General features: G+C 32.4%; 13 protein-coding genes. 4 read left to right on the forward strand and 9 right to left on the reverse strand.

The genetic code is table 11. The annotated features are described in order from the left end of the window. Positions 1-135 precede the first annotated feature (135 nt). The 3 genes from dat to BED47_RS16635 all read left to right on the forward strand — a co-directional run bounded on the left by dat (position 136) and on the right by BED47_RS16635 (position 2,490). Positions 136-1,020 carry a D-amino-acid transaminase gene (gene dat / locus BED47_RS16625; protein WP_069034564.1) on the forward strand — a complete coding sequence of 295 codons (885 nt, stop codon included), beginning with the start codon at positions 136-138 and terminating at the stop codon, positions 1,018-1,020. 63 nt (positions 1,021-1,083) lie between these two features. Then, on the forward strand, positions 1,084-1,383 hold the full coding sequence (locus BED47_RS16630) for a hypothetical protein (protein WP_069034565.1): 300 nt from the start codon (positions 1,084-1,086) through the stop codon (positions 1,381-1,383). 273 nt (positions 1,384-1,656) lie between these two features. After that, positions 1,657-2,490, forward strand: coding sequence for an SGNH/GDSL hydrolase family protein (locus BED47_RS16635; protein WP_069034566.1), 834 nt, complete (start codon positions 1,657-1,659; stop codon positions 2,488-2,490). Between the two features lie 56 nt (positions 2,491-2,546). Here the strand turns inward: BED47_RS16635 and BED47_RS16640 are convergent, their stop codons facing one another. The 6 genes from BED47_RS16640 to BED47_RS16665 all read right to left on the reverse strand — a co-directional run bounded on the left by BED47_RS16640 (position 2,547) and on the right by BED47_RS16665 (position 8,035). Then, positions 2,547-3,776 (reverse strand): ABC transporter permease, encoded by a 1,230-nt coding sequence (locus BED47_RS16640; protein WP_069034567.1) that lies wholly within the window; start codon positions 3,774-3,776, stop codon positions 2,547-2,549. Then, positions 3,777-4,661: an ABC transporter ATP-binding protein gene (locus tag BED47_RS16645; protein WP_069034568.1), complete on the reverse strand. Its 885-nt coding sequence runs from the start codon at positions 4,659-4,661 to the stop codon at positions 3,777-3,779. 738 nt (positions 4,662-5,399) lie between these two features. Beyond that, entirely contained in the window at positions 5,400-5,801 is a 402-nt protein-coding gene (locus tag BED47_RS16650; RefSeq protein WP_069034569.1) for a DUF350 domain-containing protein, read from the reverse strand. 23 nt (positions 5,802-5,824) lie between these two features. Beyond that, entirely contained in the window at positions 5,825-7,069 is a 1,245-nt protein-coding gene (locus tag BED47_RS16655) for a glutathionylspermidine synthase family protein (RefSeq protein ID WP_069034570.1), read from the reverse strand. 2 nt (positions 7,070-7,071) lie between these two features. Then, the gene (locus tag BED47_RS16660) at positions 7,072-7,425 is read right to left on the reverse strand and encodes a hypothetical protein (protein ID WP_069034571.1); all 354 of its coding nucleotides are present in this window, start codon (positions 7,423-7,425) and stop codon (positions 7,072-7,074) included. Between the two features lie 103 nt (positions 7,426-7,528). Then, positions 7,529-8,035 (reverse strand): hypothetical protein, encoded by a 507-nt coding sequence (locus BED47_RS16665; protein ID WP_069034572.1) that lies wholly within the window; start codon positions 8,033-8,035, stop codon positions 7,529-7,531. A 94-nt stretch (positions 8,036-8,129) separates the two neighbouring features. Between BED47_RS16665 and BED47_RS16670 the strand changes: the two genes are divergently transcribed. Next, complete coding sequence (locus BED47_RS16670) at positions 8,130-8,570, forward strand: hypothetical protein (RefSeq protein ID WP_069034573.1); 441 nt, start codon at positions 8,130-8,132, stop codon at positions 8,568-8,570. Positions 8,571-8,632: 62 nt separating this feature from the next. On the opposite strand, the gene BED47_RS16675 is transcribed toward BED47_RS16670, so the two are convergent. From BED47_RS16675 to BED47_RS16685, 3 genes are all read right to left on the reverse strand, one after another. Continuing rightward, complete coding sequence (locus BED47_RS16675; protein ID WP_069034574.1) at positions 8,633-9,088, reverse strand: GNAT family N-acetyltransferase; 456 nt, start codon at positions 9,086-9,088, stop codon at positions 8,633-8,635. A gap of 9 nt (positions 9,089-9,097) precedes the next feature. Beyond that, on the reverse strand, positions 9,098-9,967 hold the full coding sequence (locus BED47_RS16680) for an alpha/beta hydrolase (RefSeq protein ID WP_069034575.1): 870 nt from the start codon (positions 9,965-9,967) through the stop codon (positions 9,098-9,100). Between the two features lie 229 nt (positions 9,968-10,196). Beyond that, positions 10,197-12,551, reverse strand: a complete 2,355-nt coding sequence (locus BED47_RS16685; protein WP_069034576.1) for an endonuclease MutS2 — start codon at positions 12,549-12,551, stop codon at positions 10,197-10,199. Positions 12,552-12,559: the final 8 nt, after the last annotated feature.

The raw sequence follows: 12,559 nt of genomic DNA on the forward strand, positions 1-12,559 counted from the left end.
AAATATTTAATAAACTTGTGATATATTGAATGTATCATAATAAACAGTGTTTACATAGTTCATAAATTTAAAGTCCAGACTATTTGAAAGCTTTTAATCAAACAGACTTAAATGATAAAAGGGAGTGGAGTTCATATGAAAACAAAGGTTCTTTTAAACAACCGTATTGTCGATTTAAAATCTGCAAATGTAAATATTTTAGATCGAGGTTATCAATTTGGAGATGGCGTTTATGAGGTTATTCGTTTTTTCAATAAGTCATATTTTGAACTCGATGCACATTTAATTCGCTTGAAGGAAAGCTGTGAAAAAATATTAATACCTTTTAAAATGCACCTAAAAAAACTTGAAAGTGATTTAGTTTATTTAATGAATACATGCGATTACGATAATGGATATGTTTATATCCAAATTAGTAGAGGTGTAATGAACCGCAATCATATTTACCAAGACGAAGTTAATTTAAAGCCACAACTAGTTGCTTACACAGTAAGAGAAGATCATAGACCACTACAGCAAATGGAAAAAGGAATAACTGCTTATCTAACGAATGATATTCGATGGCTTCGCTGTGATATAAAAAGTTTAAACTTATTAGGTAGTGTTTTAGTAAAAAATGAGGCTTACGCTAAAGGAGCAAAAGAAGCAATATTGCATAGAGATGGGATCATTACAGAAGGATCAGCAACAAATGTCTTTATCGTAAAAAGCTCTACTCTATTCACTCATCCTGCCAATCACTTAATTCTAAATGGCATTACTCGAAAAGTGGTACTTGAAATTGCAAAAAAAGAAAAACTCGAAGTAAAAGAGATTCCATTCTCAATTGATGAACTTTTAAATGCAGATGAAGCTTTTACAACAGCATCAGTTTCTGATATCCTACCTGTTACTTCAGTTTTAATTGATGAAAAATCCTATTCTATCGGTTTAGGAAAGCGTGGAGAAATAACAAAGAGAATTCAAGATTCATACACTAATTTAATTGATAAAATTCCGCAGGACCAGTCAACTAACTAGCCTACACTAAATTATAAAACCGCATTAAGAAATGTTGGTTTACCTAAGTGAGGAGTGACTGTTTTGGCAATTTTTATAGCCATTTTAATCGCTTTTTTTGGCGCATCTCTTGCTCTCGTTTTCACTATAGGGCAATCTAGAAAACGTAAATTCATCATCTGGGGTATCGCGAATATGGTAGCCATTGGGCCATTTTTGTCATTTGCCATTGGAATTACGTACGCTATTATCAAAGGAGATGGCTGGGCAGGGCTGTTGATGTGGGTATTGTATCCAATCATATTTGTTATTGGTCTCATTCAGTTAATTATAGGGATATTCTTGAAAAAAAGCTCCGATAAAAATAACTACAAGTACCATTAGTTACCTAAAAGAATAGCCAGTATCTTAGACTAGAATTAAGATACTGGCTTTTGTTGTTTTGGCTAACAATGGAAGTCCAACTTTCTTTAAATAAACAGTTTTAACAATTGATTTAAAGTTTTGTTAAGTTGATTTTATTTGAATAAATGTAATATAGAATAATTTATATATATAAAATGTTACATGCAAAAAAATCCTATACTATTGTAATTTCATTTTTAGTAAATAGGCTTTACATGTTTATGAAGTAAATATGTAAAAAGGGTGATTTCTATGGCTAGATTAACCTCTTTTGTAAAACGCATTTTTAATTCATTAACCAATATAGCTGAGGCAAAAGGAAAAAAAATAACCGGTTACAAATCAAAAAAATGGATTAGTTACGGTGATAGTATCACTTCATCTAACGGATGGCAGCCGGCTGTAGCGAAAAGGTTAGGTTTGACTCATGTAAATAGAGGTATTGGCGGAACAACTATAACTGAAAATGGATCAATTGCCTGGATTGATCAAAATGGAAATTACAAAGGTCAACCACCTAAACCACAGCCAAATGGAACGATAGAAATTTTATCAAGTATGTGTAACAGTCAAAGGATCAATGCTACGATTCCACTTGATACTCAACTTTTAACAATAATGGGTGGAACAAATGACTTTGGTAGAGGTCTTCCTTTAGGAAAAGGATTCCCAACAAATGAACGACCCAATTTAGACGAATCTACATTTATCGGTGCTTTATGTTCAATGATTGAAAAAATACAAACAAGATTACCAAATTGTAGGATTATTCTTATGACGCCTGTACCTAGATACCACAACGGAAAATATGAAGATAAAAATAAAGCCGGTTATTTAACATCTGATTATGCTAGAGCTGTAAAAGATGTAGCTACATTTTACGCATTGCCATGCATCGACCTATACTCTAATGTTGGGTGGAATAGAATGAACGGTGAATATTATTTAATAGATAGTATGCATCCAAATAAAACTAGAGGATATAAACGTGTTTCAGAGATTGTAATTGGAGCGTTAGAAGTTCTACAGCAAGATGTTAAAAGTAGTATAGAAGAAGAGGATACTAATCAACCAACAGAAAATTAGACAAATAAAAAAATAGATCTCAAGTGTCAGCAATTTGACCTATGAGATCTATTTTTTTATTGTCTTTTTAATAATCTAGCTACATCTTTCCACTTTACTTTTTCACTGTAATACATTACCCCATTAACATAAATACGGCTAGCAACACGAGTTAAAATCATAATTGAAACTAGTAAAATTAATATACTAGCACTTATTTCTATAAAACTCATTTCTCCACTTACAAATCTAGAAAATGCTACAAGTGGAGCAAAAAATGGAATATATGAGCTGATTTGAACAAATGTACCAGTAGGATTTACTAATGCATTAATACTAATAAAGAATGCCGCTACAACTAAAATAGTAATAGGCATCAAGACCATTTGAAGCTCTTCTGTTCTTGAAACAACTGATCCAATTGCAGCGTAAAGTAATCCATAAAGTAAATAGCCTAATAAGAAATAAACTACAAATGCAATGATGGTTGTAGTATCTAATGCCTCTAAATCTATTTTCATTCCGAAAAAAGATATCGCATTAGTATTAACCCAGCCTAATAAATTGGCAAAAAGAAATCCTATTCCTAATACAATTAATTGTGCACAAGCTACAAAAAATACCGCAATGACTCTTCCGTATAAAGTCACAACAGGACTTACTTTTGGTAGCAATACCTCCATTACCCTAGAAGACTTCTCAGCAACAATACCCGTTGCAATTGAGTTTCCATAAATTAATAGAAACATATACAATAAGAAACCAAAAAAGTAAGCAATTCCAAATGTAGCCATAGGATTTTTTAGAACATTTTCATTTACTTCTACTTTTTGCAATAACTTTGTTGCAGATTCAGGCGATAGCTTTAAATCTAGGGCAGTTTTATTTAAGTAATTTTGCTGTAAAGTCATATTTACGACTGAAAGCAATTCATTATTTGAAAACTTTTTATACGTATATTGAATGGACGGGACATTGTTCTTTTCGGAAAGAATAAGCAGTCCATCTTTTGAACCATCTTCAACTTGATTTTTTAAATCTTTTTCTTTTGACGCATCACTCTGCTCAATCTTTGCGGATTTAATCGTTTTGTTTAAACTAGCAAGATCTACCGAATAGTTTTTCGAATTATTTATCAATACTATTTTATCTTTATCCTTACTACTCTTTTCTGTACCAGCAAAATATTTTTGTACGCCAAACATTCCAACGACCAATACAAATAAAATAATACTCATAATCATCGTTGCTCTCGCCAAAAGACCTTCACGTAAATGAAATAAAAAGACCGTACTAAACTTTTTCATTTATTTCGCCCTCTCTATAAAGATATCATTTAGTGTAGGCTCTAATAATTGGAACTTCTTAATAGAACCCAAGTCTGACTTAATACGATTTAAAATCGTAAAAGCCTCCTCATCACTTTTTACCTTTACGTAAATTCCTAATTGCTTCTGTTCATAGCTAATATTATTGGAATCTAGTATTTGTTTAATCGATGTTATATCTTCTAAAATTAAATTTCTATACCCATAGTCTTCTTTTAAGCTACTTAAACTACCTTCCGCGACTACATTACCGTTCTTAAGTATACAAACATGCTCACAAAAAGCCTCCACTTGATCCATACGGTGGCTTGATAATATAACCGTTTTCCCTTTCTGAATTTGTTCAGTAATAATTGAAGCCATTAACTCCGCATTAACTGGATCTAGTCCACTAAATGGCTCATCTAAAATAATCAATTCAGGGTTATGTAATAAAGTTACAATTAGTTGAATTTTTTGTTGGTTACCTTTTGAAAGCTCCCCGGCCTTTTTATTTCGATAATGTGGTATTTCTAGACGGTCAAGCCAATATGTTATTGCTATATCAACCTCTTTATTAGACATACCTTCTAATTTCCCGAAATATTTAAGTTGATCAACAACCTTGCTTTTGGTAAATAATCCTCTTTCTTCAGGTAAATACCCTACCTTTACTTTATCAGTTTTAAATGGGCTCCCTTTCCAAGTTATTTCTCCTTTTGTAGGTGTAAGAAGACCTAATAACATTTTAATGGTGGTCGTTTTACCTGCTCCATTTCTACCTAATAAACCTAATACTCTTCCGGTAGGCAAAGTAAATGATAATTCGTTAACGGCAATAGTATCTCCAAAATTTTTAGAAAGCTGTTTTATTTCTAAAGTCAACGCTCTTCCCCCTTTTTTGAAGTTTAAGTAAAAAGATAATTAAATGTAATTCCTATACATTAAGCATACATTTAAAAGAATTTTAATAAAAGGTAAAAATCGTATTTACTTTGCTTGTTTATCCAACTTGCATTCTAAATTGAATTTTAAAAATGAGAATGCCAATCTAGCATTCTCATTTCACGTTGTAGTAAAAAGAAGTTGTCAATTAGATAAGTAATATCATGTTGATTTCCACTACAGGGTGCTCGCTTTCCGCGGGGCGAGATTCTTTAGCCTCCTCGGCAAGCCTGCGGGGTCTCAGCCTTCCCGCATATCCCACAGGAGTCGATCACCCTTTCATTCCAATCAACTTATTCATCTAAAAAGTTTATCTTTAAAAACTTTAAAATATGCTTTTTGAGGAAGTACAGCCTTATCTTCAATAAAATTAGGAAATCTACAAAATGACCATGAATCATAAAGAAAAAGAATAGACGAATTATAAAAATAGAAGAAATTAAATTAAAAATGTAAACACAAAATTAAATCTTCTCAATTCGTGTTCATAAAAAAAACGGTTTAATCTTTTATCAAAAATCTTACCGATATATAAACATAAATAACTAACACTGCACCAATGAAGATTACAACTTTATCAATAAATCTTATTTAGTTATCTATTTTTAATATTGACTATGCTATATTTCAACACTCTGAAAAAATGAGAATGCCGCTCTAGCATTCTCATTTTTTTCATTAATATGAAATACTACCTGAAATTAATAAACCTACTGTTACACTTAATGTAAACAATAATGCAGCTACTGCAATATTTCCTTCTTCAACCTTTTTAGCAAACGAAATTTTTGGAAATAATACAAATTCTGCAATCCAATATGTAACCATTTGAGCAATAATACCAACTAAGCTCCAAATAATGAAATCACCATAGTTAACTGAATACTTTGCCGCTGACATAATAACAATTGCTAACCCTACTAATTTTCCCGCTAATTTCAGTGCAACGGCAATATTACCATCCTCTAAAATTAATTTTTGTTCACTCATCTTAGTGGTAAAAGTAAAAGCTAAAAATCCAATAAATAAAAGAATAAGTCCCGATCCTAAATACATCAACGTACTAACAATACTATCCATCTATCTTCTCATCCCCTCATTAATTAATTCTTTTCTTCAACGATTCCTACAGGTAAAAAACAACTTTCGTTTCCGGTAATAATATTCCCGGCACGGACACCAATTGCTCCGTATTCTTCTTTAATTAAAAAACTACCTATTAATACATGTAAATCTAGCATTCCATCAGGTGTCATAACCTTTCTCATAGGTAAAGGTGAATATTGTTGAAACACCATAACTTGATCATGATAGTTATTTTGTTTACTTTGTTGACGGTTTTCTCCGTTAACAATCTTAATTGAATCTCCTTCACGGCCAAATGCAGGCTTCTCAACATATGGAAGATTGTTTTCTATAAAGAAATCTGGCTCTAAAAATGTTGGTAGAAAATGCTTTCTAATTACATCATGTTCTTCTTCAGTAAAAACATCTGATTCCTCTATATGTAAATTCCAAATTAATGCTTGAACAGCCTTGGATTGTAGTAAAAATGCAGATAATGGATTGAAAATAATCAATTTACCGTCTTTTACAAGTTCTAATAGTGCCAGGCCAATTTTTGTTCCATCTGAAGATTGATCAAGTTCAAGATGTTCAATTGGATAGGTCTGTCGGTAAAGAATGTGTATTCTTTCCCCTTTAGGTGTATAAAGACCATCGTTTTCAATAATCTGTAAATCTTCTAGCGCTATTAATTGACTCTTACCATTGTATAGGGATTGGATATATTTAGCTGTCTTCCAATCTTCTTCATGATCACCATGAGCTGTAAAAACGATAATTGGTTTATCTAACCCTTTTATGCTTTTATTGACAACATGACTTATGACGTTCGAAAGTTTCATTTCACTTTCAGCGTTAGGGTTCTTCAAGTTAAAATAATCCGTAATGTAACCATTGACATGATGGGTCTCCATAATAAAAGTTGGGGTGTCACTATTGCATTCATAATGTTTCCAACCATCTACTGTACGAACAAGGTCAATTCTTCTAATGATACCTTCACTTTCAATCGTTTTATAACGTAAAAAAGGTACGATTTCCTTTGAATAACCAAGCATATAAAAAATATCATCGGGTAACTGTCTCATTAACCGAGCAGTCTTATCATAGATTTTTCCAATTTGCTCCGTAATTGTATGAATTTCATCAACCTCATTTTCAGTCAATGGATAATGGTCTAATAAAGCATAATATGAATCTTGTAGATCCGCCCAAAAATCTGGAAGTTTTTGATATACTTCTTTCCGTTTTCGTCTATGATTCTGTAAATTCACATTATCCATTATTAACCACCAAATCCTCCAGATGAACCTTTTCCAAAACCACTTTTAGAAGACGAAGTATGCCCTGCATATTTACTAGAAGATTTATAGCTCTTATAAGAACTACTAGCATGAAGTGCAGTTCTTGTTGGATAAAATATTCCGCCATGATAATAACTATGGTAGTAATGACTAGTGCTATCATCACAAACCCAAACACCTTCGTCATCATCAAACTCCCAATCACGACAATCGTCATTTTTTGGTTTGTCTGGTCTATCAGCATTTTGAGAACCACAGCCGGCTAATGTACTTACTGCTAATCCACTCGTTAATGCGATACTAACTTTTTTCATTAATAATGATGTTTTTGACATTGGGATCTCCTTTCAAGAATTAAATTATTCTAATCTATACTAAACTAATCTCTCTCTTAAAGTATATAGAATTTAGCTTTAGCATCTCTCGTTAACTATTAAACTAACCTCCAGATACTCCACTACCAAAACCACTTTTTTTAGCTGAGGAATTTGTTCCTTTAATAATGCCAGAGGATTTGTATTCATTAAAATCATTGTTGCTATATAACATACTTTTTGTTGCAAAGAATGAGCCTAAAAAAAAGAAATTCCGATAAAATGAGCTTGAATTATCATCACAAATCCAAATATTATCTTCATAGTCAAATTCCCAATCACTACAGTTTTCATCATCAGGCATTTCAGAATCCGTATATGCAAATTCTGTTTCCTCACTATCAGTATAGTCAGTCTCATCTAAACTATCTTCAGTCGTCGTCTCCTCATCAACCTCATTTACTTGGTTTGTATTTTCATAGACCGGTTGACTTGTTTCATAATAATCTTGAGAATTATCGGTTGTCTCAATCGACTCTGGTTCAGATCCACACCCGGTTAAAGAACTGATTACAATACCACTTGTTAAGGCAACACTCACTTTTTTCATTAATTTTGATGTTTTTGACATTGTATTCTCCTAGTTCAATATATAAATACATACATTTCTATCCTAAACTGTGTTATATACTAATGTATATACAATTATTAAAGGAGTTTGAACAATGTTTAATACAGACAACATCTTTGTTCTTGAATATCGATTACTTGATGGAGAATTTACACGACCTATTTACCATTTTCCATTTTTATCAAAGGTCCAAATCTTTACAAGAAGATATTGCGATTACTTTATTTTAAATGGTTTCGTTTACGAGAATAGGGGCTCTTATATCGAGGAAGATCGGTATGTAATTGAAGTAATTGAATCGGATATGGAAAATACTCCTTTTTACCATCTAAACAGACCTTTAGGCATTGAAATTAGAGATGTCGATACTTTTGATGAAATTCATTTCTATGAGAGCGGAGATGAATTGGATCTACTTTCTTGGCTTCAATCAACTTATATAACAATAAATCATCAAATTTACGAACAAACTTCAAATGAAGTTGATCAAGACCGTAATACTTACGTGATGTATGTCAAACTTTATAATGAATAAAAAATAGCTACCTAAGTCTTCTTAGGTAGCTTCAGTCTGATAATCATATATTAGTACTTTGTCTATAAATTTTGTTCTAGCTTGATTAAATCCTTACACTGTATACCATTTTCCCAAATTTCTTCATCATAATTATCAATAAAGAAATTGTGAAAAACAGTACTGATTTGAAATCCGCAATTTTTATATAATGTTAATTGGTATGTACTTGAGTTTCCTGTACAAATCGAAATTTTCGAATAACCAAGTTTTTTAGATTCATTTATTCCAAAGTGAATTAAATTTTTCCCAAATCCTTGTCCTTGGAAGGTCGGATCAATTGCAATATTTTTAATTTCAACCTCTTCACTTGAATTCTCCATTAATACTAATACACCTACAAGTAAATTTTGGTCTAGTACTTCATAAATATTACTCTTTTGAATATATTTATCTACCATTTCTTTTGATGGGTCAGCTAGTAACAATAGATTCCAATGATCTTTCGTTAGAAATTGAATTTTATTAATATGATTCATTGATACTCCTTACTTTTTTAATCTTGCCTTTAAATAATTTATCGTATCATTGGTAGATTTTTGTACCGAAAGATTTGTAAATCCATGGTTTCCATTTTTAAGTGCAATCAACGTAACCATTTTTGGATTTTTTTTAGCAAATCTCTTAGATTGACTGAACGGAACAAGCTTATCTCCTGTACCATGTACGATAAAGATTGGCACTTTTGTCTTTTGTACATATTGAATAGGACTCATTCGATTATACTCATCTGTCATTTGATCAACAGTACTATTCATATATTTATCTACGATTTCCGAACTTCTTGAAGAAGGAGACTGATTCATCGTCGTTAAGTCTGAAATTGGATACCAAGCAATAATATATTTTATTTTGTTTTGAATATCGGGCTGAAGACCAGTTAATAAGGCTAAGTGTCCACCAGCAGAAGCACCAGCGATCCCAATTTGATTTCGATCAATTCCTAATTCTGTTGAATTTGTGTAAATAAAGTCGATTGCTGTTTTCACGTCACGAACTGGAAAGTTATATGAATAATTTTCTTTTGAATAAAGTGTGTAGTCTATACTAATTGCTGTATAACCATCTTTTACTATTTCATTAAAAATCGTACTCCAACGTTTATTTAACGCTTTACTTCCATATCTCCAAGAACCACCATGAACAAATATCAACGTTGGTGATGGACCATGTGAATTTTTAGATCGGTATATATCAAAGGTTTGTGGAACTTGGGCAGGATTTGTGTAACGTACATCTCTTTGCACAATAATATCTTTACTTACATCATTTATCTTCTTTTGGTGTTTATGTTGAAAACCATTAAATCCAACAAAGACAATAACAAAGATGACTAATGCTAAAATGATTTTCTTCAAGCCAATTCACCTTTCTAATAAAAAAGAGACTAACTCAGGTTATGTCTTCTAAGTTCATTTTTATGTAAGATTTTGAACGTCCACATAAATTAATAGAAATACATTAATGATGCTAGTCTCAATTACTTTATTTAATAACTGTTACATACAAAATTCCCCAAATTAAAAATACTGCACAAACCGTAAATAATATTTTTGCCAACTTTTCCATCTTAGAACCCCTATTACCTTATTTTAAATCGACAACAGTAACACCTATTCCGCCCTCGGAGGCTGCTCCATATCGATATGATTTAACTGATCTGTGTTTTTTCAAGTATTCTTGTACCCCTTGTCTCAATGCGCCAGTTCCTTTTCCATGAATGATATTAATTCGAGGATAACCTGCTAATAATGCATCATCGATATATTTTTCAACACGAATTAGCGCATCTTCATATCTTTCACCTCTAAGATCTAGCTCAAGATTAACATGAAAATCTTTACCTTTTACAGAAGTGACAGTTCGTTCTTTTACTTCTTTAGGAGAACTAATATATTCGATGTCTTTTTCTTTAACTTTCATCTTAATAATACCGAGCTGAACTTGCCATTCACCTTCACTAACTTGATCAAGCAGTGTCCCTTTTTGATTAAAGCTAATCACTTTTACTTCGTCACCTTCACGAAGCTTTCTTTGTTTCTTCGGAGCTGCCTGAGGAATTGTTTTCTTTGGAGCATAAGGAATTGCCCCTTCCAAACGAGTTCTTGCCTCAATTAATTCATGATCTTTAATAGAAGCTAATTGGCTATTCTTTAACGACCTTAGCTCTTTAATAATTTCCTCAGCTTCTTGTTGTGCTACTCTGACACGCTTTTTCGCTTCTTCCTGCGCGCCACGATATAATTCATCACGGTGCTCATAAAATTCCATCATTTGCTTTTGTAAGTCTTTGAATACACGCTCTGATTCTTTACGGAAATCTTCTGCTTCTTTCCATTCTGTTTCTGCACCTTTTCTACTCGTTTCTAAAGATGCAATCATATTTTCAACTTCATTACTTTCTTCACTTACATGATTTCTTGCTTTTTCAATTACACGATTTGAAAGTCCAAGTCTTCTAGAAATCTCAAATGCATTACTTCTACCTGGAACACCAATTAATAGTCGATAAGTCGGACTTAATGTTTCTACATCAAATTCAACACTTGCATTCATAACGTGCTCTCGATTGTAACTATATGCTTTTAGTTCAGGATAATGCGTTGTTGCTACTACTCTAGCACCGTATTCACTTACCTCATCTAATATTGAGATTGCTAAAGCTGCACCTTCCTGTGGGTCAGTTCCAGCCCCTAATTCATCAAATAATACAAGACTACTATGATTCACATGTTTTAAAATATCTACAATATTCACCATATGCGAAGAGAATGTACTTAAGCTCTGTTCGATTGATTGTTCATCACCAATATCGGCGAAAATTTGCTCAAACACACAAATTTCTGAACCGTCTAGTGCCGGAATTTGTAGACCAGATTGTGCCATTAAAACACAAATACCAATCGTTTTTAAAGTAACTGTCTTACCACCCGTATTTGGACCAGTAATAACAATCGTAGTAAAATCCTTACCTAATTCTATATCATTAGCTACTACTATATCCCTTGGAATTAGAGGATGACGTGCTTTTTTTAATTTAAAATATCGATCATTATTTAAAATTGGTTTACTCGCCTTAATTGAATGCGAATAATTAGCTTTGGCAAATAAGAAATCCATTTCTGCTAAAATTTCAACATTTTGCAATAAATCTGCTGAAGCCTCAGCTACTTGCCCTGTTAATGCCATTAAAATTTTCTCAATTTCTTGCTCTTCTTTAACTTTAGCTTCTTGTAAACTATTGTTTAATGTCACGACAGCCTGTGGCTCAATAAATAATGTTTGACCAGAAGAAGATTGATCATGGACAATACCACCATAAACATGTCGATATTCTTGTTTTACTGGAATAACGAAACGATCATTACGAATCGTTACGATTGAATCTGATAACATTTTTTGTGCATTTGCACCTCTAGTTAGACTCTCTAATTTTTCACGAATTCGAGCTTCAGCTGTTCGAACTTGTCCACGAATTGTTCGAAGTGTCACACTAGCGTCATCTAAAACTTCTCCATTATCACCAATAGCAGCTTTTATATTTTTATCTAATTCTAATAAAGGAATGATTTGCTCACTTAATGATTCTAAGTATGGAATTTCTACTTCACTCTCAATTAAGCCCTCAATAAATCGAATCATTTGACGCCCAGCATATGTAACACCCGAAATCGCAATTAGCTCAGAAGGAGATAGCATTCCACCAATATCTGCCCTTTTTACTTGCATTCTTATATCCGATAATCCGCCTAGAGGTACATTTCCTCGTAGACGAATAACTTTCACAGCTTCGTCGGTTGATTCATGTAGTTCTACAACTTCATCATAACTAGTACTTGGTAAAAGGTTTTTTATCCGTTCCTTACCTAGTGAAGATGAAGCGTGTTTAAGTAATTGTTCTTTTATTTTATCGTACTCTAAAACTCTTAACGTACGTTTCATATGCCCCG

The organism is Gottfriedia luciferensis (assembly GCF_001712755.1).
Lineage (GTDB): Bacteria > Bacillota > Bacilli > Bacillales > Bacillaceae_G > Gottfriedia > Gottfriedia luciferensis_B.